Raw genomic sequence first — 26,766 nt, 5'->3', positions numbered from 1 at the left:
AAACCATTGAACAATATTTTTTCATGTGCTCTTCCGAAAATTATTAAACTATTAACATAATGACATTGAGGATTTTCTTCCCTCCAATATTATCTTCATAAATTTTGGAATACAAACTATTTTATAGTACAAATCTAAAAAACTGCACTGCTTTAAATTACACTTATTTCTTTTCTAAGCAACGATGATCAATAATATTCAGTTATCGCATTTATTTTCTCTTTCTTAAAATAAGCAATGAAATTCCCAATAATGACAGCATCCCAATTCCAACATATGATTCTATGACACTTTGATCACCTGTATTGACTGATTCACTATCTGATAGATTTTCATTATTTGAACCATCTGGAACTGGATTTGGCTTAACATCTATATTACCATTATCTCCTTCACTTGGTTTATTCGTTGTATTATCTTTCTTTTCAAGTTTAGAAATTGCATCTTCAATAGCCTCAGCCATTAAATCTACTTCTTCTTGTTCAGTAATATTTTTATCTCTTACAACAGCATTTATTGCTTTTTCTACCAAACTAAAATCTTTATAATCATTTTTATTAAGTTTATTAGCCTTTTCAATAGCTTCATCTACTTTAGAATAATCTGCTTTTGCTGTTGCCTCTGTAACAATAATTTCACTTATTTTAGGTATTACACTTCCATCAAAAGTTAAGCGAATACCTAAAATAATTTTATTTACCTCTAGTGTATTACTTTCCTTAGAAAGAATTCCTACATCTATCCAATTTCCTTTTGTATCCTGAACTTCAACTTTAGCATTTGTAATGTGATCAAAAGCTTGAGAAATCATAACTTGTCCAACTTTTGTCAATGTATTTGTCTTATAAATCAAAGTATCACCATTATTTACTTTTTCAGCTGTTAAATAAGTAGATAAATTTAAATCGTATGTATTTTTTACATTATTTGTATCTAAAGTTGTTTCGATAACATCAGCCCATTCATTAGCTTCATTATCATGATTTACTGATTTATTAACCTCAATTTCATGAATAGATTTAACACTTGGTTGACTAAAAACTTCTTGGTTAGTAAAGCGAATATATCGTCCAACTTCACCTTTTGCATCTAAAGTCGTTGAATAAAGATTTTGTTGAATTATTCCAGCAACAGTAATAGTGATATTTTCTCGTTGTTGTGACTTAACTTCTATCGTATCTCCTATTTTTCTCCATTTGTCTCCATCATTTGAAATTTCTAAATCAAACTTAGCTAGATTTCTCCATTGCTGGTTATATATCTTGATATCATGTATTGGAAGTATTTTACCTAAATCAATTTGCAGGTATTGTCCAACTTCACCTCTTTGGAAAGTTGCACCAGTTTGGTAATCTCCATCCATTATATTTTCAAATTTAGCACTAGTAGAAAAAGACATTGTAGCACTAATACTTGGGTTAGTAATTCTTGTATCATGATATATATTTGCAGATATACTTACTGCATCAAGATTAATGATATTTGAAGTTACATTAATAAGACGAATATATGCAACATCAATCAAGTCTTCAAATATATTTGAATCATCTAATTTTTTAGTTTTAAGTTCTTTCCATTCAATACCATTGAATGAATATTGAAGCTTTATATCTTTTAAGTTTATACCATCTACTTGAATTTTACTAATACGTGTTACTTCTGAAAATTTCATTCCTACCCATTGATCTGAATCTAATTGTGTAGTTATTGGTGATGTTGTATATGAATCTTCAGTAGAAGTAATTTCAGCTGTTAAATCTTCAATATTTGTAACAAACTCTAAAGAACCTGTTTTAAATTTATTTAATACTATTTGTTCATAATGTTCTTGTACTTGTTTTAACAATGGAACAAGTTTATTACTTCCAACATTCACAACATTATCTCTTTCCCATTGCTCATTATGAATTGAATCTGGTGCTTCTAAACTTTTTATTGTATATGTTACTTTTTCATTTAACCTTTCTCTTAAATCAATTAAAGCAGTTAAGCTTTCCATATAATTTTCTTGATTAGAAGCTAATATAGCTTTCATCCCACTAATTCCCGCTTTTGCAAGTGCTTCATAGGCATCAAGATGTGCTTTACAATCATTTAATAAAGCAGTATTATTCATCTTTTTAAGTATTTTTACATCTTGAAGAATTAATTCAAATTCTTTTAACATTACTGTTGCAGTTTCGTTAGAAACAGTTTTAGAATTCAATTCATTAGTTAATTCATCAATTTTATCACTTAAGTAATTTGATTCATCATAATAACCTGAATGAGCTTTAATTCCTCCTATGTTATCTGCAAATCTTTCAAATGATTTTGCTGTATCAGGAGTTAATTCTTTTATTGCTCTTTGCCAACTTGAATGACTTTCAAATTCAGCAGTATTCCAAGCATAATCTGCCCCACTATATATAGCAACTTTACTTGCTTCTGCTTGATTCATTGGATTTAATACAAATGCATTAAGATTATCAACATCATTACTGACACTTGTTCCAAATTCCTGCATAAGTAAACGATCATCCCAATAATCATTTACCGGATAGTTCCACCATGCTGAAAAGTTTTTATCTGTCCCGATTGTATCTTTAGGTACTTCAAATATTTCTTTGCTAATTGGTGACATTGTATCTCGACCTGTCCACAATACAATATCATCAGCATCCATTACTTCCATAATTTTTGCTGTATAAGTTTCAAAACTTGGCCCCCATCCATTGTTATAACGACTTCCTACTGTTACCAGTGGTTTAATATCATCCTTTGTAGGAATCCATTCATCTTTTACTCTTTTCAATACTTCAGCGTGCTGACTTCCACAATTTAAATTTGTTCCCCAATCACTAAGATCATCATATGAAATACCAAATTGGCGAATACCTAGATTATACAACTGCTCAAATTTTGTAATAAGTTTATCAAAATCATCACAGTTTGCATAATCAGGATCACTACCATATTGAAAATCATTACCTGGATGAATCATCCAAACAAAATCAACATTTTCCTCTTTACCTATCTCTACTAATTCACGAATCTCTTTTGCTTCCTTTTCTGGATATAATTCTCTCCATTTATCTCTATGATATGGATCATCTTTTGGGGCATACATATATGTATTCATTTTAAAATCACTCATATTGCGTATCATATCAACACGTGCTTCAAATGACCATGGATAACCATAAAATCCCTCAATAACCCCTCTTTGTATTATATTGGGATAATCTGCAATATTTACTTGTGCAAATATTCCATCAGTCCCTTGTTCAAAGATTTGTTTTAATGTCATTACACCATTAAAAACACCATCTTCATCTGCTCCAATAATGATAATTTCTCCCTTTTCGTTTTCATTATCACTAGTATATAATACATAACCATTTGATTTATCTAAAGCAGTAGTATCTACTCCATTAATATTCTTACATGTTTGACAATGATCTTTATCTGAAGTAATTAATAAATTCGCTTCATTTTCAACAATATTTTCTGATAATTTATAAGAAATATCATTATCCTCTAATAATTTTTTTATATGACGAACAGTAGCCATATCTTGTGTGCCATGAACAACTAAATTCACTGTACCATTTAATTTCATTCCCTCTTGAGATAACATATCTTTAAAAACAGGCTTTGGATATATATCTGCAGTTACAGATCTAACATTATTAGAATTCTTTGCAACATTAAGTTTACTACTTTCTGCATGAATAGCAGGAGCATAACTTATCAAAAAACTTCCTACTATTGTTAACGAAACAACCAAATTTTTTAATTTCATTCTTTTTTTTAACATATATTTACTGAACCTTACAGTTCAAATATGTTTCCCCTTTCCATAAAAATTTTATACTAAAACAATATCTTTCTAAATAATATATATTCTCATAATTATTCTTTCATTATATAAATATAGACAACAAATCAAACAAAAGACATCATCAAAAATATACAATAAAGATCAATATTTACACCTCATTACTAATTTTTATATCTTCCTCCTTCTTTTCTTATTTTGACTATACAAATCATAAAGACCACAAAAATATATAGATTAACTAAAATATTCTTGTGGTCTCGCCTAATTCAATAGTCACGATCCTTTTTCAAATCATAAATTTATTATTTGTATTTTATAATACATTTGTATTTTATCAGTTTTTAAAAAAATGAACATTTCTAAAAAACGTAAATTATTTTACGTTTTTTAGATTGTATTTTAATAAATCATTTTTAATAAATATTATTTATACATATATATCCATAAATTAAATACATATCCTTAAATATTAACTTTTAATATCTTATTGAAGTATAACTTCTTTACATTTTTAATTTTTTTAGTAGAATTGACAATGTATAGAAAGAAAATATGGTATTAAATTATGGTAAAAAAAATAACTTCAAGAATGAAACAAATTGCAGAAATAATTCTATCAGAACCAAACATAACTATAAAAGAGGTTTCTGATACTTTAAAAATATCTTTAAGACAAGTAAGATATGATGTATCTTGCATTAATGAATATTTTAAAGATTTATCTCATCCTGTTTTAGAAACTGATAATAAAGGATTGTTTATTGTTAATAATGTTGAAAAACTTAAAATTATTAAAAAATCAAAAAAAAATAATTTTAAATTTTCACAAGAACAAAGACTTCATCTTCTTTTAGTTATTTGTGCTTTTAACATTAAAAAGATGAATCTTTCTCAATTATCAAAAGAAATGAACATCTCAAGAATGACAATAAAAAATGATTTGGAACTGGTTAAAGAATCCCTAAAACAATATCATTTAGAACTCAACTATAATAATATATTTTATTTAACAGGTAACGCAAAAAATCAATATGAATTTCAACGTGATGTTTTATATCTCATTGAATATTCTTTATATAAAGAAGAATTTGAAAAATGTGAAATTCTTATGCACAAGTATATCATGGAGACCTTTAACAATATTACAATCAGAGAAATTTTCCCTATTCTACATCAATTTTTTGAAACAAATAATCAAATAATAACTGATTCTTTGATTTACTGGTTTGCTTGTACTATCCTTCTTAATATATGGTATGATAAAAATAACATTCCTTTACTTGTACAAAATAAAAATATTCATCTACAATCATATGCTAATTTTCAATCATTTTTTGATGAAATTGAAATCTTATTTGATGTAAAAATGAGCCTGGAAAGTCAACAACAGATTATAAATCATTATAATTTAATGTGTCATGACCAAAGGGATAATCAAACTATAAATCTTAAAATTATAAAATTTATTTATGGATTAATGCATTTTATTCATCAGAATTATTCACAGTACTTTATAGAAGATCCTATCTTTTTTAATAGTCTCTACTATCATTTAGAAAAAAGCTACAGATTAAATAATATAAAGTTAGAAATACCATATTTTGAAGAATATTATCCTTCTTTAGATTCAAAACTCTCATCGCTCATTACACAATATTGTCAAGAAAATATGATCCATGATATCTACATTGATAAACAGGATATTAATTTTATCAAATTATATTTTTCAAATTTGTTCTATCGAAAAAAAGTACATGTAAAAAAAATCATATTAATATGTGGGGCACCTAAAAATTTAAAAGAACATTTATTATCCCAACTCGAAACATTTTTTTATTTAAAGGTAGTCAAAGTTATGTCAAAATATGAAATTCCTTTTTTCGATGAATGGGATCATATAGATGCTATTCTTTTCACTGAAAAAATACCAAGTTATTTCAAAAAGAATATCCCAACAGAATTTATCAATATTAATATGTCATTTGAAGATTATTTTAAACTCTATCAATTAAACATCATTCCCCATAAAAATTTAATTGATTTTAAAAAGCTCTATAATGATTTAAGCTTTTTAAATAAAGAAAACCAGATACATGCATTTCAAGTGTTAATACAATATTTATTAGGCAAACCAAGTTTACAATCGATTCCTTTATTCAATAAACACCATATCATTGTATGTCATGATTTTGAAAAAACAGATTGTGAAACAATAGAGATCAATCAGCATTTTCATTTAGCTATCAAAAATACACAATCAGAACAAATCAAAGTATATCTTGATGAAAACTCAAGAACAGTTACATTCATAATTGAATCCTACGACCCAGCAAGAATTATTCAATTATTATTAGGATATTCCAAATTAGAATTTCTTGAATTTTGGAAATTAGATGATCTTCATCAAATCATAACATTCATTCAAAATTTTTTAAAAAAATAATAACACCTCAATGAAAAACATTTCAGATTATGCAAATCAAGATAATCAATCATTTTAGATGGATAAAATATATCTTGTCAACTAATAAATTATATTATAACTTGTACATAATTTTAATAATTATTATGATACTACATCTTGATTTACCAACTATTCTGATATGATTGACTATAATATATAACCTGATTAACAATAAAATTAATCAGGTTTTTATCTATCTACTTCTCACTTATTACTAATTATTTTAACTTATGCCCTAATCACATGAAGATATGAACATTTGTAGTTTTTAATTCAACTGCATGAAAAAATGACTTACGTATTTTTTTTTAATATAATAAAATTCATTTAACACCTTATTAAATTAATCTTAGATAACAATTACAAAAAATCTAATTGTTTTTTATTTATATACCTTGATAATCAAAATTCTAAAATTATTAATAGTCGTATATTTTGCTAATGATCTTATATATTTTTTATAGAATATATTATTTTAAAAATATCCTATAAAACAAATTGTTTTGTACAAAAAAAGTATCAAAATCTACTAGATTTTAGATACCTTTTAATCCTATATGAATATCTTCATCAACAGCATGTAGTTTTAAAATTTACCGCCACCGCCACCATGTGTTCTTCCTGATGAACTTCGATGAGTTGAACTAGTCGTTTTATGATAACTAGATGTACTATGATTATTATCTTCATATTTAGGTCTAGCTCTTTTAGTAACAGTTTGATATAAATATAAATCATTAGATTTAGTTAATTTAAAACTGTTTTCTTTGACATATTCATTGGCATTTTTAACAGATTTTTTAGTATTTAATTTCCCCATTCTAATAAATGAAATAATAAATCCAATTATCAATCCAGCCCCAAGTGATATAAGTATTCTTTTATTTGAATCCATTTTTGTTTTTGGCTCACTGTTATCCTGATTATCAAATACAACTTCTTCATCCACATCTAAATTTGGTAAATCTCCTTGATTATAACGATCATATGGTTTATCAGTTACTGCTTGAACATTAAATTTTTCTGTGTAACTAACAAAATCTTCAAAAGCCTGATAAAAATTTCTATCGACAAGACTAGGTTTCATAACTTTTCCAAGATATTCAATCCCCCAATCACTAAAAGTATCTATAGCTGCACCAGATGTTGAAATATACCACTCATTATCCTGTAAACTTAATACTAAAATTAATCCACTTTTTCTAAGATCAATTCCATAATCGTTTTCATCATAATAATCATCTGCAAAATCCACCATACTTTTACCATTATTTAAACAAGTCGTTAAAATAACAACATCCATTTGACAATTATTAATAACTTGGGTAATTTTTTGTTCCAATTGACTAGTTTGTTCAGAATTTAATATATTTGCCATATCCACTATATTTCGTGAAGGCTCAACATTATCAATTATAAGCGACATCTGATAAACAATTAACTGAATCTTATATACTATATTTTCAACCTTATCATGCCCCGTAATTAAAGCATCCATATTATTACAATTATTTAAATACTGTCCTGCATTACCAAAAGCATTCATATATTTGCCATAATCGCTTCCATTACTAAAGTTTATTGCAAAAACCACACCATCTGTTTCACCAAAATTTTCCTGATATAACTGATTTGCATATTCACCTAAATTAAAATCACTTTGATTATTTTCAACTGAAACAATTACTATATTAATATTATATTGCTCATAAAAATTTTGAGATAATTGTTCTAAAGATTCAGATAAATATCTGAATCTATTAGCGTTATCATAAACATATTTATTTTCAGCATGAATAGGAGCAATAGTAGTAAAAATAAGAAGTAATACTAATAATATATATTTAATCTTTTTTATTTTCATCTTTCTATACCACTCCTAAAATAAAATAAATGATTATCGCAAAAATCACTGTATATCCTATAACCGATTTCCAAAAAAGTTTCATATCAGCAGGTAAATTACCAATTAATTTTCCTGTTTGTCCATTCATCATTAAAGTGTAAATTTTATCATTCCATTTTAAATTCAAGATCCATACTGGCAATAAATAGTAATCAACATGTCTATCTTTTAATTGAATATTTGAATGTTCAATTATAGAAGTTGAATATCCTGTAACTGTCGATCTGAAAATACTCTCCGTAGAATTTTGAATTCGCTTATTTGCCTTAGGTTCACTAGCCTTACTATCTTCATCATACTTATCAGCAAAATAACCAGCTAAATAAGCAGTATTAAAATCTACAGCTTCTTTAAAATCAAATGGCTCAATTGACTGCATATATTCATCATCAATTTTAGAAGAACCATCAACTGGAACATTATTAAATTCAACTGTTCCTTCCCGAGTTACTAAATAATATTTAGTTTTTGTATAATCATATTCATTATCACTATAATAACTAACTTGAGTTGCTTTATATTGCTGCTTAACATCTGCAAGACAGCCAAATGTCCAAAATGGAACATAAACCCCCTTTATCTCATCAAGGGTACTATCATTTTTAAAATTATGAGGTAAAAACGGTTTATCCTTAAAAAAATTTAACAACTGTTCCTTTGCGTCCTTTGCATCTAATTTAAATGGTATCACATAGTTAGGCTTTAACTGCCCTGAAATATTTTTATTCATAACTACTGGACTTCCACAGTATGGACAACTTGTAGCAATTGTTTCGTTATTTCCAATTATCTCTCCCCCACAATTTTCACATGAATACATAACAATTCCCTCATCATCTAATGTATCATGTTCAAAATCATTACCCCATTCCATTTTATCTTCTTGTGATTCTTGAAGCTGTTCTTCATACATCTTTAATGTTTCTACCTCAAATGCTGTATCACAATAAGGACAAACCAGTTTTTGGCTGTCACTATTAAAATTAATTTCACCACCACAACAAGGGCAACGATATACTGTCATTGTTGTCATCTTAATCCTCCTAATCTTTTCAATTAGTATATATTTCTATTCTTTATAATCCCAATAGACTATATATATTTATAATAATTATAACTAAATAATATATCTTTGAAAATCATTATTTTATTTATTATATAATTAATATCTTATATATTTGTTACTATTTACAGCCTCTAAAAAACCAAGAAAATATCACGAAATATGAAAAAAGTATCATATTAAAACAGATTTTATAAATTATTTTGCCATTTCTAACAAAAAAATCATATTACTCAACAGTACACAACAAGTATTTTATTAATTTAGATATTTTGTCTAGCTGTGCCAAAAGAGTTGGTCAATTATGTAAAAAAGCTGGTGTTGTTTTAACTAATATTGATGCTACATTCCCATACGAAAACAATTTACAAGTTTATAATATTAGAATTACCCCTTCTTATCCACCAATTGATGAATTATCTAAAACTGCAAACCTGCTTTGTATTTGTGTACAAATAGCAGCAATTGAAAAACTATTAAATTTAAAAGACAATCACATCTCGATTGTCTTTACTAATTACTATTATCTATTCTTTCCTTAAATACTTCAAATTCATCTTCTTCAAATATATACTTACTTATTAACTTTAACTGTTTTTCACTTAATCCTTCTATCCATTCTCTACATTCCTGATGATATCTTTCTTTAATCATTTCTATATAAATATCTCTTTTTCCTTGTTTTATCCCTATTTCAATACCTTCTTCTAATCCCTTACTGTGATACTCATCTTTAAATGATTCTGTTCTTATTCTCGCTAATGCTAACTGATTCGCTATCGACCACATTGGCTCATTGTTCCTAAACTTGTCATACATCTTTATCACCATCCCGATTATGTCTTCTTCTTTCTCTTTTATTATACCAGTATATTCATTCTTTATAAACAGATAACATAACCTTTCCAAATCATTTAGTTCTTTAACTTCTTTTTCTTTTAGGATCTTTTCAATATGTTTCATCTTAATAAAATAGCGATAGTTTAGATTACCATTCTCCATCCTTCCATTGCTGTCTCTATATGCATAATCCCTGATTAAACAATCGTCATCATCATTGATAAAGATGATTTGATATACTGGTCTTAACATATTATACTTTTCACCAGCATCTAACTGTTCTACTAAGAGTCTGGCTCCATAAAACTGAAATCTTGCTGATTCACTGTTAGAGCTGCCTGCCATCTGCATTTCTATATCAATAACTCTGCCAGTTTCATCAACAGTACAAATATCTAAAATAATATTTTTAGCAAGAACAGTATTTTGATTGATTTCAGGATTTTTAACAATCATTTTTTTACAGTCGATATTGGTAACGAGTTTAACAATGTACTTTCTTAACATTCTAGATTCAGCAGTATCTCTGGAAAGAAGATATTTAAAGAAAAAATCATTATTAAATTTAACTAAATCATTTTGATAATTAATTACTTCACTTATACAATAATCCTCCTATTATTTTATACAAAATAATTAAAAGGATTACTTTTAAAAATCAAATTTCTATAATCATATATTACTGTTCACAGTCAAAAATAAATACTGATAATATGGAAGTGAAAAAATATTAAATGTTACAAACTTATTTACAAATAACATAACAAAAACAAGATTAAGATCATTGAAAATAAAATAAAAGAGCATGGTGAATTCAATTAAAATCGAATCCACAAATGCCTTTTTTTAGTTTCCTATTTATTTGTCTGTGAATGGTATAATATATTTTACTAGTAATTAAAAATTTAAATCTCTATATTTGACAAATTCTATGTAACGTATTAAGATGTATATAGTTAGTCTAAGCTAACTTTATGGAGGTATAAAATGAAATTAATATATCACAATAAAAGTGATTACAATATATTGAATTATAACAATGAGATAGATAACAGTATTAAAATAAGCTTAAAAAACAATCTAATTAATAGATTATTTTGTATAGTATAATCATTATTTTAATATTCTTATTACTGTTAATCTTTTCATTATTCTATATTAAATCATATTTAAAAAAAATTATTTATAAGCGATTTTGATAATTATTTATATTTTTTAAGTAATATTAGGTTAAAAAATTTAATTTAATAATAACTAAAAAGGATTTCAAAACTATTATATACCAATAGTTAAGAAATCTTTTTTGTTCATAAAAAGTTAATCAAAATTATTTATAAATCATCCTCAATAGCACTTGATTTTGCATATGCCGTTGATTTTGCTTCAAAAAAATCTGTTTTAATATTATTAGCATTACTATAAATACTAACCCACTTCATTGATTCAGGTTCTTTTTCATACCCTTCAAAAAGAGGTTCGAAATTTAATGAACGAGCTCGAAGATTACCTAAATAATAAATATAATCACTAATCATTTCCATCGTTAATCCATCAATATCATTTCCTAATACATACTGACCCCATGCTATTTCTTCTTCAACTCCACGTTTCAACATTTCTCGATATACTGTTATCTTATCAGGTGTAAAAAGTTCTGGTTCCTCTTTTTGCAATTCAATAATCATATTTCTAAATAACCAAAGATGTGTATTTTCATCACGATTTATATATCGGATTTCCTGGGCTGAACCAGACATCTTACCCATTCGACCTAAATTATAGAAAAACATAAAACCTGAGTAAAAGTATATTCCTTCCAAAATATAATTAGCCATGATAGTTTTCATTAAATGAAAACTATCTTTATGTTCTAGAAAAGCATTATATTGTTCACCAATAAATTCATTTCTTTTTAACAGATGTTCATCATATTTCCATTGATATAAAATTTCATCTCTTTTTGCTGGTGAACAGATTGAATCAAGCATATAACTGTAACTTTGAGAATGAACTGCTTCTTGAAAAGCTTGAATCGTTAAACAAAGGTTGATTTCATTAGCTGTAATATATTCTCCAATATTAGGAAGATTAGCGGTTTGTAAAGAATCTAAAAAGACTAAAAAAGATAATATCTTATCATATGCTGTTCTTTCTTTTTCATTTAGTAATCGATAATCACGTATATCCTGTGTTAAATTAATTTCTTCTGGTATCCAAAAGTTATTCATCGCTTGACGATACCAGTCACTAACCCAAGAATACTTCATATTATTAAAATCATTTAGATTTGTAGTATTACCATTAATCATTCGTCTTTTTCTTACTTCTATGTCACCAAATGCATTAAATAAAGCTTTTTTCTTTAATTCCATGATTTCCTCCTATGCACTACATGATTCACATTCTTCAACTTCAAGTGACTGGCTTCGAACATAATAAATTGTTTTTACGCCACATTGCCAAGCTTGAATATATAGATCAAGTAGTTTTCTAAATGTAAACTCATTTGTCATATATAAATTAACTGATTGTGCCTGATCAATGTGTCGTTGTCGAATTCCAGCAGCTTTAATAATCCAGCTTTGATCAATATGATGAGCATTTTTATAAAGCCAAAATGTTTTCATATCTAAATCTGGAGCCACTCTAATAATCATACTGCCTTTCTTTTCTTCCATGAAATATTTCTTCATAATTGGATCAACAGCTGCACTTGTTCCAGCAATTATTGAAGTTGAACTTGTAGGTGCAATCGCTAAAAGATAACCGTTTCTAAGACCATATTTCTGAATATCTTCTTTCAAGATTTCCCAAGCTTCACTTTGATAATTACGTTTTTTAAAATAAGTACCTGTTTCAAAATCACTTCCTTGAAATAAGTCATAGCTTCCTTTTTCTTTAGCTAAATTACAAGAAGCTGTTAATGCAAAATAATTTATTTTTTCATAAAGTTTATCAATAAATTCTAAATGTTCATCACTTTCAAATGAAATTCCTTGTTTTACCAGCATATGATGATAACCGCTTGTTCCTAAACCAATTGGACGATATTTTTGATTTGTTATTTTTGCAAAAGGAATTGGATAATAATTTAAATCAATTACATTATCTAAAGCCCTTACTACTACTTCTATTGTATGTTTCAATATCTTATCATCAGTAACATCAAATCGTCCTAGAGTCAATGAAGCAAGGTTACATACAACAAAATCACCAGGAACAGTTTTTTCAATAATTATTTTTTCACCAGCAACTTCAATTACTTCATGAGGTAAAATTTCCATTGCTTTCATATTTTGAGCGATTTCTGTACATAAATTACTACAATAGATCATACCTTGATGATTATTAGGATTCATCTTATTGACATGATCACGATTAAATGTAAATGGTGTCCCCGTTTCAACTAATGATTTAATAATCAAACGAATAATTTCCTTTACTGTCATTACTCGTTTTGTAATTCGTTCGTCTTCAACACATTCATAATACTTCTGTTGCCAGATATCGCCATAATAATCTTCTAAATAATATCCTTTAATTTCATGGATTTCATGTGGACACATTAAATACCATGGAGCATCTAAATCATTTTTAGCTAATTTCCAAAATAAATCTGGATAACAAACAGCTGGAAATATATCATGAGCTTTCATTCGATCATCACCATTATTAGTTTTTAATTGTAAAAATTCTGGTAAATCCCGATGCCAGGCATCTAAGTATACTGCTGCAGCGCCTTGTCTTACACCAAGTTGATCAACTGCAGTAGCAGTATCATTAACTAGTTTAATCCAACGAATCACACCTCCTGCAGCTCCTTTAAATCCACGAATACTGCTGCCATTAGCACGCACTTTTCCAAAATACAAGCCCATACCACCACCATTTTTAGAAACTTTTGCAAAGTTATCAATACTTTTATAGATTCCTGCTAGTGAATCATCAACGGTATCAATAAAACATGAACTCATTTGATGAAATGGTTTTCTAGCATTAGACATAGTTGGGGTTGCCATTGTTACTTTTAAAGTGCTTAAAATATCATAAAATTCTTTAGCCCATCTAATTTTATCATTTTCTTTCATTGCTAAATGCATTGATATTAACATAAACATTTCTTGAGGTTTTTCTAATATTTCATGTTGATGATCTTGAATTAAATACCGTTTCATAACTAATTCTAAACCACTGTATGTAAATAATTCATCACGTTTATCATCTAAATAATCACTTAACTCTTCAATCTCTACTTGTGAATAATACTCTAAAATATATTTACCATAATATCCCTGGTTTGTTAGATAGTGAATTTTATCATATAAATTTTCTATGTTATACTCTACCATCTTTTGATTAACACGACGATTAATTTCATAACTCAAAAATCGTGCTGAAATCATTTCCCATTTAGGAGCTTCTTTACTAATTAACTCATTACTTGCTTTAGCTAGAATCGTTAAAGCATCCTGAAAATTCATATTTTCTTTATAAAAAGATTTAAATTTTACTAATAATAACTGCAATGAATACTCTTCTTGAGGATAATCATGTTGTATCGCCAATAATATATGCTCTATATTTTTATCCTTCAATAAATCTAATAGCTCATTCATGACTCTTCTTCGCTCACTATGTTTTTGACGATATAATATATATGCTTTTGCTACTTGAAGATATCCATGTTTCATTAATGATTCTTCTACATAATCTTGAATCATTTCAACATTTATTTGATTGTATATTGATTGTTCAATATCTTTAATAATAAGTTCTAAATCATTTTCTTTAATCGAATGATCTAGGCTTTTAAATGCTTTTTCAAGTGCCTTTTTTATTTTATTGTTATCATAGTCTTGATATTGACCATTTCTTTTTTGAATTATCATCTTCTCACGTCCTTAGTTGCCATTCTAACATAGATAAATTAATTGCCTCAATTAATATGCTTCTTTATTACCCAAAATAAAATATCTATTAGTTACATATTGTAACTTCTAGATATCCCCCTATTAATAATTTTGATCATAAAAATTTTCACATAATTTTAATAAAAAACTATTTTTCCCAAATTTATGATACCGATGAATCAAACCAAGTACAATTATCCCTGCTATTAGTGCACAAATCATATCACTCATAGAATCATGAACCCCTGTTTTATAGTGATTGATACAATCATTATTAAATAAAATTAACATCATATATTCATAAAGCTCCCACAACATAGCAATTGCAAGATTTGTATTATTAACAAATAATATAAATAAATAATAATCTTTAATTTTATTTATTCTTTTTTCCTTTTTAATCTTACAAAATAAAATTACAGCTAATAACGATGCAAAGATTCCACTTGAAAAGTGCAATGCTTTATCAAAAAATGGAAGACTATATCCATTAAAACAGCTTCCAATCAATGAAGCAAAATAAATAAAAACTAAATTAATTATATATATTTCATCTGTCGCTGTTAATTTAAACAATTTAAATATACCAGGAATTATCCACGGTGTTATTAATGCAACAACTCCCATAAATAAAGCCGTAGAATCATTATTTACATAATTTATATAAAATCCAATTATTGAAGTTATTACATATATCACAATAAATATTTTTAACGTACATTTATAAGCTCTCTTATTATCCATACTATAATCACCTATCATTTTTTACATTTAATCTTAGTATATCCATTTTACTATCTTTATTACAAACCCTTTTTAACCATCTACTCATAAAAATATATACAAAATATCAAGATTTATGTTAAAGTTGTTAAAAATCAAGTAATTAATCTAAAAGTGATAAAATATATAACAGATTATTAATATACATAATTTTAAAACTTAATCTGGCTAAAAAATCTTTTTATTGACATTATTTATAGATGTAGTAAATTAATACTTAACAATGGAGGTAAACATATGAAATATGATTTTGAAACTATAATTAATCGTAACAATAAGGGTTCTAGTAAGTGGGATATAATGAAAAAGGCTAATCCTAATGTTCCTAATCATATCGTGCCATTATCAGTAGCTGATGTTGACATTCCTTTAGCTCCTGAAATTAAAGATGGTTTAATTGAATTTTTAAATAATGATGTTGTTTTAGGATATACAAACCCAACTGATAAATATTATCAAGCTGTAAAAGACTGGATGTTAAATAGACATGATTATAAAATCGAAAAAGATTGGATTGTGATATCAAATGGTATAGTACCTGCATTATTTGATTCTGTAGTAGCCTTTACAAATAAAAATGAAGGTGTAATTATTTTCACACCAGTATATCATCCTTTTTATCAGGCTATTGAAACAAATGAACGACAAATCATTAAGTGCCCACTAATTAATCAAGATACTAGTTATACAATTGATTTTAACAAATTTAAAAATCTTGCTAAAGATCCTAATAATACAATGTTAATCTTATGCAATCCTCATAACCCTATAGGTCGTGTTTGGCAAAAAGAAGAACTAGAAAAGATTGCAAAAATATGTTTGGATAATAATCTTATTATTGTTAGTGATGAAATTCATCAGGATTTAATTATGCCTGGCTTTAAACATTATCCAATCGCCACTTTAAATGATAGAGTTGCTGATATTACAATTACTTGCACTGCTCCTAGTAAAAGTTTTAATCTAGCAGGATTACAAGGATCAAATATTATTATTAAAAATCCTCTTTTAAAAGATAAATTTATTTTACAACAAGAAAAAAGAAGTTTTCATAGTTTAAATACAATTGCTTATGAAGCCACTATATTAGCCTATAATAGAGGTGTGGACTGGTTAGAAGAGTTTAAACTATTGATTAATAAAAATTATCAAATATTAGTAGATTTCATAAACCTAAATTTACCTAAGATTAAAGTCTATCCTTTACAAGGCACTTATTTAACCTGGTTAGATTTTAGAAGCTATGGCTACGATTTTAAGGATTTGGAAAAGAAAATGATTAATGCTGATTTATATTTAGATGAAGGCTATATTTTTGGTCAGGAAGGCGAAGGTTTTGAAAGAATTAATATTGCTTGTCCAACTTCAGTTCTTTTAGAAGCTCTGGAGCGTTTAAAAACAGAATTTGCTTAAAAAATAAACCAAGGAGCAATAACCTTGGTTTATCTTATTATTTTTTATATTTTTTAAGAGTTTCTGGTTCTTCACCTTGATATATATGTTCTCTTGAAGCAGCATTTACTGCTTGAATGGCTAAAATAAAAGCTGATGAAGCCACTAATGTCAAAAGCTTATTATACATTTTTTTCATATCCCTATCCTCCTTGTAAAATAATTCTATTATATTTAATAATCATCTACAAGTTAGTTGACGTAAAACAATTGGAATATAACGCAAGATTATAAAAATCTATTTTCAAGATAACCTAAAAAAATTAGTGTATCAATTACAATAATACTATATAAAATAATAACAATCCTATTAATATTTAAAATTGGTAATAAAATAATTACCAGATCTAATATGAACATTCTAAAAATACTTTTTTTCTTAAAGCGCCTTTTTTCATCTTCTAATAATCTCTTATTTTGATGATCAACAGGACATAAAAGCATTACAATAAGAAGATTAAGTAAACATACAGCTAATATACTATAAAAAGATATATTACTAAAATAAGGAAATAAGAAGATAAAAATTATAAAAAAGAATACATATGATAAAATACACTTAGTATATGTTTTACAGTGATACCCACCTGTATAAATACGAGTAAATCTAAACACACATTCATAAATAACAGCATCTAAAAAATGATTTGTAAAACTGCCAATGATTAAAACCAAGATTGTCCCAATCCAGGTTGAAATCATTAATTCAAACCCATATTCATAAATTTCTGTTTCTTGATCTATTATTTTATGTTTAATCAAATAATTTGTAATGTATTGACTAAGTGTATGTATCATAAAACTCTCCTTTAAATTATTTTTTAAGTTACCATGTTTCCATTCAACAAAATATCTCAAAATATGTTAAAATGAATGAGGGAGGTGGTCTACTTATATGTATAATATTACAATTATTGATGATAATCAACAAGACCTTAATTATATTTTTTCTTTAATTAATAATTATTGTCAAATAAATAAACATGAAGTAAAGATTCAATGTTGCAATGACCCTTTACAAATAAAAGATTTAATAAACCAGGATCTTATCTTTTTAGATATTGATATGCCATCTATTAATGGAATTCAATTTGCAACAACTTTATCAAATAATACTATAGTTATCTTTATAACTAATATGGAGCATTTAGTATTTGATTCCTTTAAAGTTCATCCATTTGACTTTATTAGAAAAAGTCAAATGAATAAAGAATTATCTTATACATTAAAAGCAGTTTTTAATTTAATTGATGAAAAAAATAAATATTTAATTTTAAAAATAAAACAAGGAAAAGTAAAAATAAAGATAAACGATATTTTATTTTGTGAAACAACTGATCATATAACAACTATTTATACAATTAATGAATTATTCCAGGTTCGTAAATCATTAAAAGAAATAATGATGATGATTCAATCCAACAAATTTTTTCATATCAATAAATCTTACTATGTAAATCTTGAATATGTAAAAGTGTATGATCGAAAAAAAATTATCATGTATAATGATAAAATAATTTCTATTGGTAAAAATAAATATCATTTATTTTTACAGAGGTATTTGTCATGATATTAAATCAAATAATAAATATAACTGAATCATTTATTGGTATTTATTTTATCGATAAATTATCCAATAAAGATTATGAGCATCGCTACATATACATTATTCTTTTTACAGCTTTATCATATTTACTAGTGACTCTATATGATATTTATCATATTAATAATAATATCTTTATAATTATTGATATTATGCTTTATTATCTCTTTGCTTCTTTGACTAGTAAAAGCAGTTACTCCGTCAATATCTTTAATGCTTTTATGGTTTGGGTAATCTTGACTTTTTCTAATTCTTTAGCTATTTTTATTAGTAAGATTGTCTATTATAATAATTATCCTGGTATTACAATAGAAACAGCTATTGTTTCAAAAATAATATATTTTATAAGTGCATATTATATCTCTAAAACAATTAAAAAATATCAGCATCAGGCTAGTAAAACACTTTGGTATATTAATATTGTTCTAGCATGCTTGATTATTATTCATGTTGAGTTATTTGATATTATCTTTGAAACAGTTTCTTTATCACCTAATATTATTTTTGGATTACTTATTATAATGATTTTATCAATTGTTGTATTTTGTATTTTTAATGAATATTTAAAATATCAAAAAGAGAAACACCTTTTAGAATTGGAATTACAGCATCAAAAAGATAATTATCAAAATATTATTAATAATGATAAAAAAATCAAGAAAATCAAACATGATTTAAATCATATTTTATTATCTACAATATATTGTATCCAAAATGATAATCCACAAAAAGCTCTTATATATTTAAAAGAGAAATTAAATGAAACTAATTTAAAGAATATCTATGATATTAGTAATAAAGAATTCAGTTTTATTTTAAATTATTATAAAGATAAAATAGATAAATATGGAATTGAACTAATTGTTACTAATCAAATGGAGATAACTCCATTTGATACAATAGATTTCTTTATTGTAATTGGAAATTTATTAGATAATGCAATCGAAAACATAAATTCTGATTATAAAAAGATCATTATTCATATTTATCAAGATCAACAATATACTACTATCATTATTAAAAATACTTATAATTCTAACAGTATTCTTAAAGATGGTGCTGTTACTTCTAAAAAAGATAAGCAAAATCATGGAATTGGATTAATGAATGTTAAAGGTATTATTAGACAATACAAAGGTATATTAACAATTGATCATGATGATTTATTTTATAAGTGTATGATTAAAGTGCCTATAAAAGCATCTAGTAAAAGCAAACGATCTCTAAAACTATAAAATACTTAAAAGTACATCTGCAATTTAGCTATTTAAATAGTAAACCAAATCAACATGGTTTTTCATACATAACAAAATTCAAAAAGTCACAAAAATCCCCATCTAATAATTACCACAGATAGGGATTTTTTAACTTAAATATTTTTATACTATTGTAGAATCCAATGCTATAAATACATCACCTCTATTCTCTCATAATTATTATAAATACCCTATTTTTCTACAACTAAAGCATTACTTTAATACCACAAAAACAATATTTTCTAAGAAAAACTAGAATAGTCGAATGAAAATAGTTAAAATTATAACAAACAGCAAAACTTCTAACAATAAAGAATATATTAAATCATAGTAAATAAAATTGTTTAAGAAATTTAAACACACCAGAATTATATATCTATGTCATAATAGAACCAAAAGAAAGGGTGGAACATATGAAAAAAAGGATTCCAGTTGGATTAAAAGATTATGAAAAACTAAGGAATGAAAACTATTATGTTGTTGATAAAACTTTAATGATAAAAGACTTTTTAGAACGTGGAAATGAAGTCACATTAATTACAAGACCAAGAAGATTTGGTAAAACAATTAATATATCAATGATGGCAGAGTTTTTTGATATTACGAAGAATTCTAAAAAGTTGTTTAAAAATACAAAAATTATCAATACTGAATATGTTTCTGAAATGAATCAATACCCTACTGTTTTTATTTCTTTTGCAGATGCAAAAGGAGATAAAGACATAGTTACAAAACATATTAAATCTTATTTTAGGAGCTTATATAATGACTACGATTTTATTTTTAAAAACTTAACAAGATTGGAAACTTATGATTATGAAACTATTATTCATGGACTTACTAATGAAAAAATAGAATTGAAACATATTAGCGACAGTTTGGCTTTTTTAATGAGAATTCTAGAAAAATATTACAACAAAAAGGTAATGATATTTATAGATGAATATGACACCCCATTTATTGAAGCCCATTTAGGCGGCTTTTATGAAGAAATACGAGATGGCTTATCTTCTATCCTCCATAATGCCTTAAAAACATCTACCAGTTTACAGTATGCAATGATGACTGGAATTCAAAGAGTTGCAAAAGAAAATATCTTTAGTGATTTAAACAATCTAGTTGTATGTACAGTAAAAGATCCTGAATATGCTCAGTATTTTGGATTTACAGAAGAAGAAACAAAAGAAGCATTAGAATACTATGATATGTCATTAAACAGTGAAGTAAAGTCAATGTTTAATGGCTATCATTTTGGAAACAATGAAATTTATGATCCATGGTCGGTATTAAATTATGCATCAAGAAAAGTTTTAGAGCCATACTGGATAAATACAAGCAGTAATGAAATGATAAAAAAAGCGATGGAAAGCAGTGATGATGCATTTAACAGAGGATATGAGGAACTTATCCAGACAGGAAAACTGGAAACACTGGTAAGAATGGAAACGAGTTTTTTTGAAATGAATTCAACATCAAGCCTGTGGGGACTTTTGGTAAATGCTGGATATTTAACAATTTCTAAAATTATATCAAATCAAGAAGGCTTATATGTAATCAAAGTTCCAAATCAGGAAGTGCAGCAGGAATTTCAAAAACTAACTGCACATTATTTAAAAGTTGCAGGAACTGATCTATTTACTATGTTTAGTGCTTTAAAACGTAGAAAAAAAGAAGATTTCAAAGATAAATACCAAAGAATTTTACTAACATTGCCATCATATCATGATTTAAAAGATGAAAACAGTTATCATATGATGGCATTAGGAATGTGTGCATGGCTGTGTCATGATTATAAGATAATAAGTAATAGAGAAGCAGGAAAGGGAAGATGTGATATTATTTTAAAAGCCAGGAAAGAAAATCAGGTATCTTATATCCTGGAATTTAAGTATGCAAAAGACAGTAATCCAGATTTAAAAGAACTAGCAAAGACAGCAGTGGAACAAATCAAAGATAGAAAGTATGATACAGAAATAAGTGGAAAAATTATATATATAGGACTTGCACATTATCAAAAAAATATTGAAATTGAATGGCAGGAAAAATAAGATATACAAACAAAAAATACCAATATCATTAAGTTAAAAATAAATGATATATTTATCATTTATAATATTAGTGGGAATGATATTGATGCAATACTACTCTCAATTACTGCTAGTTACTGTTTAACAGTGATAGTTGATTCAATTATATCATTTTGTTCACAATAAACGTTATTCTACATAATTGATTACCTTCTGCTGAACAAAAATAAGTTCCCTTAACTTCTTTACGCATTTCATATAAAACACTACCATACCTAGTGCAGTTTTTATTCTAGCATCAAACTTTATTGCTTATTCAATAAATTTACTCCTACTTTTACACTTTACTTTCAGTAGATAACCATAATATTGTTCTCTGTTTTTTCTCCATAACCCTTTCCATCCCTTTATAAAACAAAAAACTACTTATAAAATTAAGTAGCTGTTTCGTAAAAATCATTTTAAATTATAAAATGAACTGTTTTGAGTTTCGATAAAAAATGAGCAAATAGTCATTCACATCTTGCCTGTATTTGTTGTAAGCATCAAATAGCTGACTTATTTTAATGAAAATAAGTGAAGTCTATAATCAGTTATAGATGGATGTGCTTATTTATAACAAAACAATATTGGAAATCAATAATTGATAAATGTTATTCAACTGGAAAACCAGTTATAACATAATATCTTTTTTGACAAAACAACCGAAACAATGGCAAGAGTATATAGATATTTTAAAAGAGGGAATACAAAAAATAAATCCTAAACATCATATAGATATACTTATTAATGTAAGATTAACTGCATTAAATTACACTTTTACATATATTCAATTTCTTATAAAAAACAAAAAGATTAAGATCATTGTAGTGTATAAGCTACATGTCTTAATCTTTTCATTATGCCAATATCCTAAAGTTAATTGGTTCTAATACTGTGCTTTTTTAGCATATTTAACAATTTAAAAGATACTTTTAATCAATTCAGTTTTACTAGTTTAACTGATGAAGAATCTAATAAATCATCTCAAATAGAATCCCTCTTCATTTTTGAAAAAAAGTTTTACATACTTTTTAGGCAAAATATTTATTTCTATTCTTATTTTTTATTCAAATTATATTAATTATTTTAATTTAAAAATAAATCTAATAACATACGAACTTACTAATGATAATATAATTAAAGCAATAAATATAACAAATACATTTCTTGACATAAATACAAAACTACTCGCAAAAATCATATAATACTGCATATGTGTTAACCACATATTTGTAGAATGATTACCAAAAGATATTATTATAAATACTATTGCTGAAAAAAGAGCAAAAATCATTGGTCTTAACACTATTCCCCTTATTGATATTAATCCAGCAATTATGTTATTACTTAATATTTTTTCTATATTTTGATTTATAATAGTCTTACTTGCAAATATTCCACCTATTACAAACGAAAACTGTGATCTTAATAACAACATTAATGCATTTATAAAAAGACTTAGTAATTCATTCATTGAAATAACTAAAATTTTCTTTTCTATAATAAACACTAAAATATATATGAGAAAAGATATTGCTATAATCAATTTATATTCATATTTTCCTATTGTTTCAAATATTTTCTTTGATAATATAACTAACAAAGTATATGTTTGAACAAACAAAAAAATACCTACATAATTATTTTTTATATTTAGTTCTAATCTATACTTCTTAAATCTTTCTACCAATCTTCTTTATAAATATTTTCCTTATATCAAGGATACACAGTGCGTTATCCCATTATCTACATATCTTACATATGGTATATTCGAAAATTTGACTCATCATTATGTAAAGAAAAATATTTAAATATTCTAATAAATCTTTATTCTCATTATCTAATTTTTCTTCTATTAACTTAGATGCTAAATTGTTTATTGCTTATTTCTTTAATCTATTTGTACATAAGTCATAGTTATTAAAATATCTTCATTCCCTAAAAAATCTTTTAAATAATCAATTTATATGTTATTAACAAACATATATATAACTTTACTAAATTTAAACATATATTAGAATTACTATCATTTATAAGTCTTCCATACTTTTTATAATATATTATATTCCATTTCTTCCTATTTACTAATTAATTTATATATTATTACATTAATCCATAAATTATATATATAAACTATTCTAATACATAAAAAACCTAAGAATAAACTTACTTTGTACTTATATAGGGAAATAAAATAATAACTAATTTACCGCTTCCCAAATACACTCTTTAAAACTGTAACTTTATTCATTAAATATATTATTATATAACAAATAAATAGTATGATTACAGTAAACAATAAACTACCAAAATGCTGTGTTTTTATTAAAAAACTATTAAATACTTTATAATCAATTAATCGAACAATTTCTATAATTAAATTATTAATACATAACAATACAATACTATTTTCACCATATAAACTAAGTAATGAGATATTAAATTTGTCCATGTAATTCCCTATAATCACTAACAAACATAAAGATGTTATTGAAGCATTAAATAAATATAAAAAAATATTTTCAAAGTCAACACTTCCTAGCCCTACAAAACCATTATACTGAGCTAAACAAAAACAAACTATACCTAATACAACTGCTACCATAGAAACTAATTTATTGATTAAGTCAAATTTACTAATACTATATCCAATAAATATAAAAATATACCCAACACCTATTTTTATAATTAAACGAATTAACCAGTAATCAGATATATAAGGAGAAAAATACATTAAAATCAAGCTTAAAATTAATATAACTGATTGTACAAACTTCTTATTAGAATACAAAAATAATAACTCTGAAAAAAAGAACACTGGAATAAACCACATTGATTCAATACCTTGAAATGTTACAATTTTAATAAAATAATCTACTAGCAATATTTTTTCACCTGAAATAAACTGATTAAAAGAAAAATATAAAGCCAATAATAAACAAAAAATAAGATATGGTATCATTAATTGATTAATTCTTTTCTTTATAATGTATCTGTAATCTATACTAATATTTTTATCATTTTTTCTATATTTCCTTTCGAAAAGAATTCCTGAAACAATAAAAAAAGCTGGTATATGAAAAGAAAATAAATATGTTTTAAACATATTCTCCTCAACAACAGTATGTGTATATATCATTAAAATTATACAAATTGCTTTCATATAATCTATACTTTTATCTCTATTTTTTACTATATAAATCTCACTTTCCTTTCCCCTTATAACTATCCAACAATAATTAAATAAAAAAATTAGCATATATTACTTTAAATCTTACCAATTATACATAAAGTTCTTTCATAATTTTGGCAATCTTCTATTTTTATTTATAAAGATTAGTTCAATTTTTATGAGATTTAATTCCCCTATAGTATTTCATAGGGGATTAACTTTTAAATATTATTATAATTACCCATCAAATAAAAATAGATAAAAAAATAATAAATTACAAGATTATATAACTAAATAAAATTTACTATATATTTTCCAATCTTATTCATTATTTTATCCCTTTTATTATACTAATTAAAATATCATCCTTGCTGTAAATAAAATGTATTACTTTTTTAATATTTCGATAAATAATTCGTTTAGTGGTTTTTTAAAAGCTTTTTCCAATATTCTTAAAGTAATCATAATAAAAAATTAAATATTCAAAATAAATTTATTTTTTTATTATTTTTTTTAATTTTTCATATTTTTGAATACCTAAAATATTTCTTAATATTTTATTTGGACTATGTATTAGTTTATCCCTTCTAATCTCTTTCAATCTCTTTTCTTGATCCTCTTTTTGCTTTTCATCGTACCATGATGCATTAAACCAGTGTATAGAATAAGTATTTTTTGTCTTATTCATACTCCTGGTTTGGTAATCCATAGGACAAAAATATTCTTTAGGAAATAAAGTAGCCCCATTAATTACATTAACTTTTCCAGTATTAGTTACATCAGACAATAAATGTAGTATAGCATCAGTATTTCTTTTAGGACAAGGTGTTAAATCTAACGAACCATCTTCTTTAATAAAATGAATATCCTTATAATCATTAAGCATGCATTCTACAATAACATTACCTTTTTTCGCTCCAAACCCTAAACCAGTTGCAATATGTGATTCATCTTCATAACCAAAAAATGATTCATTTACCAATAAATCATCTAAATTTTTAATAAGCTCTACATCTGTATCTAAATAAATTCCCCCATAATGATATATTATCCATAATCTTGCATAATCCGTAACAAATGCCCATTTCTTTTCCTCGTAAGCTTCTTTTACATAAGTATTGCAACCTATATCAAAATTACTTTCATTCCACTCAATAATTTCATAATCTGGACAACACTTTTTCCAGCTTTTTATACATTGTTTCATTAATTTTGGTTTGGGATTATTGCCAAACCAACAATAATGTATTATTTTTGGTATCATAATAAATCTCCTTAATTATTTTTATAACCTTATTTAAATATCTATTATACAAATACTAGTTATTTCATTATATAAATAACTAAAAATTACTCTTTTTGCATTAAAAAATATTAATATATTTTAAAGAATTATAATACTGCATTAAAATAAAAACATATTTA

18 protein-coding genes are annotated in these 26,766 nt (G+C 25.4%); 6 read left to right on the top strand and 12 right to left on the bottom strand.

The annotated features are described in order from the left end of the window. Nucleotides 1–211: 211 nt before the first annotated feature. Nucleotides 212–3,799: a beta-N-acetylglucosaminidase domain-containing protein gene (locus tag BMW96_RS03200; RefSeq protein ID WP_092352441.1), complete on the bottom strand. Its 3,588-nt coding sequence runs from the start codon at nt 3,797–3,799 to the stop codon at nt 212–214. 589 nt (nt 3,800–4,388) lie between these two features. On the opposite strand from BMW96_RS03200, the gene BMW96_RS03195 reads away from it, so the two are divergent. Beyond that, the gene (locus BMW96_RS03195) at nt 4,389–6,266 is read left to right on the top strand and encodes a helix-turn-helix domain-containing protein (protein ID WP_092352439.1); all 1,878 of its coding nucleotides are present in this window, start codon (nt 4,389–4,391) and stop codon (nt 6,264–6,266) included. 607 nt (nt 6,267–6,873) lie between these two features. On the opposite strand, the gene BMW96_RS03190 is transcribed toward BMW96_RS03195, so the two are convergent. Both BMW96_RS03190 and BMW96_RS03185 read right to left on the bottom strand, forming a co-directional pair. After that, a complete protein-coding gene (locus BMW96_RS03190; RefSeq protein ID WP_092352437.1) occupies nt 6,874–8,151 on the bottom strand; it encodes a TPM domain-containing protein in 1,278 nt (425 codons plus the stop codon). Nucleotides 8,152–8,155: 4 nt separating this feature from the next. After that, nucleotides 8,156–9,226 (bottom strand): TFIIB-type zinc ribbon-containing protein, encoded by a 1,071-nt coding sequence (locus BMW96_RS03185; protein ID WP_092352435.1) that lies wholly within the window; start codon nt 9,224–9,226, stop codon nt 8,156–8,158. 233 nt (nt 9,227–9,459) lie between these two features. Here BMW96_RS03185 and BMW96_RS03180 point away from each other — a divergent pair, with 233 nt between their 5' ends. After that, nucleotides 9,460–9,798, top strand: coding sequence for a hypothetical protein (locus BMW96_RS03180; RefSeq protein ID WP_180320311.1), 339 nt, complete (start codon nt 9,460–9,462; stop codon nt 9,796–9,798). On the opposite strand, the gene BMW96_RS03175 is transcribed toward BMW96_RS03180, so the two are convergent. From BMW96_RS03175 to BMW96_RS03160, 4 genes are all read right to left on the bottom strand, one after another. Beyond that, nucleotides 9,770–10,687 carry a PD-(D/E)XK nuclease family transposase gene (locus BMW96_RS03175; RefSeq protein WP_272481902.1) on the bottom strand — a complete coding sequence of 306 codons (918 nt, stop codon included), beginning with the start codon at nt 10,685–10,687 and terminating at the stop codon, nt 9,770–9,772. The two genes, BMW96_RS03180 and BMW96_RS03175, sit on opposite strands and share 29 nt — an antisense overlap. Nucleotides 10,688–11,427: 740 nt before the next feature. Then, nucleotides 11,428–12,468, bottom strand: a complete 1,041-nt coding sequence (locus BMW96_RS03170) for a ribonucleotide-diphosphate reductase subunit beta (protein ID WP_092352429.1) — start codon at nt 12,466–12,468, stop codon at nt 11,428–11,430. Nucleotides 12,469–12,477: 9 nt separating this feature from the next. Continuing rightward, complete coding sequence (locus BMW96_RS03165) at nt 12,478–14,985, bottom strand: ribonucleoside-diphosphate reductase subunit alpha (protein WP_092352427.1); 2,508 nt, start codon at nt 14,983–14,985, stop codon at nt 12,478–12,480. A 123-nt stretch (nt 14,986–15,108) separates the two neighbouring features. Beyond that, nucleotides 15,109–15,750 carry a DUF2238 domain-containing protein gene (locus BMW96_RS03160; protein ID WP_092352425.1) on the bottom strand — a complete coding sequence of 214 codons (642 nt, stop codon included), beginning with the start codon at nt 15,748–15,750 and terminating at the stop codon, nt 15,109–15,111. A 276-nt stretch (nt 15,751–16,026) separates the two neighbouring features. Here BMW96_RS03160 and BMW96_RS03155 point away from each other — a divergent pair, with 276 nt between their 5' ends. Further along, a complete protein-coding gene (locus BMW96_RS03155) occupies nt 16,027–17,202 on the top strand; it encodes a MalY/PatB family protein (protein ID WP_092352423.1) in 1,176 nt (391 codons plus the stop codon). A 37-nt stretch (nt 17,203–17,239) separates the two neighbouring features. On the opposite strand, the gene BMW96_RS03150 is transcribed toward BMW96_RS03155, so the two are convergent. Beyond that, a complete protein-coding gene (locus tag BMW96_RS03150) occupies nt 17,240–17,380 on the bottom strand; it encodes a cyclic lactone autoinducer peptide (protein ID WP_092352421.1) in 141 nt (46 codons plus the stop codon). An 89-nt stretch (nt 17,381–17,469) separates the two neighbouring features. After that, a complete protein-coding gene (locus BMW96_RS03145; protein ID WP_092352419.1) occupies nt 17,470–18,039 on the bottom strand; it encodes an accessory gene regulator B family protein in 570 nt (189 codons plus the stop codon). Between the two features lie 97 nt (nt 18,040–18,136). Here BMW96_RS03145 and BMW96_RS03140 point away from each other — a divergent pair, with 97 nt between their 5' ends. The 3 genes from BMW96_RS03140 (at nt 18,137) to BMW96_RS03130 (ending at nt 22,148) form a co-directional block, all read left to right on the top strand. Continuing rightward, complete coding sequence (locus tag BMW96_RS03140; protein WP_092352417.1) at nt 18,137–18,811, top strand: LytR/AlgR family response regulator transcription factor; 675 nt, start codon at nt 18,137–18,139, stop codon at nt 18,809–18,811. Then, a complete protein-coding gene (locus BMW96_RS03135) occupies nt 18,808–20,079 on the top strand; it encodes a GHKL domain-containing protein (protein ID WP_092352415.1) in 1,272 nt (423 codons plus the stop codon). Before BMW96_RS03140 ends, BMW96_RS03135 begins: the two co-directional genes overlap by 4 nt. A gap of 434 nt (nt 20,080–20,513) precedes the next feature. After that, nucleotides 20,514–22,148, top strand: a complete 1,635-nt coding sequence (locus BMW96_RS03130; protein ID WP_092352413.1) for an AAA family ATPase — start codon at nt 20,514–20,516, stop codon at nt 22,146–22,148. Between the two features lie 1,102 nt (nt 22,149–23,250). On the opposite strand, the gene BMW96_RS03125 is transcribed toward BMW96_RS03130, so the two are convergent. From BMW96_RS03125 to BMW96_RS03115, 3 genes are all read right to left on the bottom strand, one after another. After that, on the bottom strand, nt 23,251–23,793 hold the full coding sequence (locus BMW96_RS03125; protein WP_143050705.1) for a hypothetical protein: 543 nt from the start codon (nt 23,791–23,793) through the stop codon (nt 23,251–23,253). Between the two features lie 582 nt (nt 23,794–24,375). Next, a complete protein-coding gene (locus BMW96_RS03120; RefSeq protein WP_092352409.1) occupies nt 24,376–25,428 on the bottom strand; it encodes an acyltransferase family protein in 1,053 nt (350 codons plus the stop codon). Nucleotides 25,429–25,834: 406 nt separating this feature from the next. Next, the gene (locus BMW96_RS03115) at nt 25,835–26,605 is read right to left on the bottom strand and encodes a glycosyltransferase family 32 protein (protein ID WP_092352407.1); all 771 of its coding nucleotides are present in this window, start codon (nt 26,603–26,605) and stop codon (nt 25,835–25,837) included. Nucleotides 26,606–26,766: the final 161 nt, after the last annotated feature.

The sequence above is a fragment of the Thomasclavelia cocleata genome, assembly GCF_900102365.1.
GTDB lineage: Bacteria > Bacillota_I > Bacilli_A > Erysipelotrichales > Coprobacillaceae > Thomasclavelia > Thomasclavelia cocleata.
The sequence above is the reverse complement of the archived record's forward strand: the minus strand, read 5'-3'. Positions and strand labels throughout refer to the sequence as shown.

Bases quoted from the DNA above. Each gene is read 5' to 3' on its own strand.
- BMW96_RS03165 (WP_092352427.1), bottom strand. From the start codon at position 14,985: ATGATAATTCAAAAAAGAAATGGTCAATATCAAGACTATGATAACAAT.
- BMW96_RS03155 (WP_092352423.1), top strand. From the start codon at position 16,027: ATGAAATATGATTTTGAAACTATAATTAATCGTAACAATAAGGGTTCT.
- BMW96_RS03150 (WP_092352421.1), bottom strand. From the start codon at position 17,380: ATGAAAAAAATGTATAATAAGCTTTTGACATTAGTGGCTTCATCAGCT.
- BMW96_RS03185 (WP_092352435.1), bottom strand. From the start codon at position 9,226: ATGACAACAATGACAGTATATCGTTGCCCTTGTTGTGGTGGTGAAATT.
- BMW96_RS03145 (WP_092352419.1), bottom strand. From the start codon at position 18,039: ATGATACATACACTTAGTCAATACATTACAAATTATTTGATTAAACAT.
- BMW96_RS03130 (WP_092352413.1), top strand. From the start codon at position 20,514: ATGAAAAAAAGGATTCCAGTTGGATTAAAAGATTATGAAAAACTAAGG.
- BMW96_RS03190 (WP_092352437.1), bottom strand. From the start codon at position 8,151: ATGAAAATAAAAAAGATTAAATATATATTATTAGTATTACTTCTTATT.
- BMW96_RS03115 (WP_092352407.1), bottom strand. From the start codon at position 26,605: ATGATACCAAAAATAATACATTATTGTTGGTTTGGCAATAATCCCAAA.
- BMW96_RS03140 (WP_092352417.1), top strand. From the start codon at position 18,137: ATGTATAATATTACAATTATTGATGATAATCAACAAGACCTTAATTAT.
- BMW96_RS03200 (WP_092352441.1), bottom strand. From the start codon at position 3,799: ATGTTAAAAAAAAGAATGAAATTAAAAAATTTGGTTGTTTCGTTAACA.
- BMW96_RS03120 (WP_092352409.1), bottom strand. From the start codon at position 25,428: ATGCTAATTTTTTTATTTAATTATTGTTGGATAGTTATAAGGGGAAAG.
- BMW96_RS03135 (WP_092352415.1), top strand. From the start codon at position 18,808: ATGATATTAAATCAAATAATAAATATAACTGAATCATTTATTGGTATT.
- BMW96_RS03170 (WP_092352429.1), bottom strand. From the start codon at position 12,468: ATGGAATTAAAGAAAAAAGCTTTATTTAATGCATTTGGTGACATAGAA.
- BMW96_RS03195 (WP_092352439.1), top strand. From the start codon at position 4,389: ATGGTAAAAAAAATAACTTCAAGAATGAAACAAATTGCAGAAATAATT.
- BMW96_RS03160 (WP_092352425.1), bottom strand. From the start codon at position 15,750: ATGGATAATAAGAGAGCTTATAAATGTACGTTAAAAATATTTATTGTG.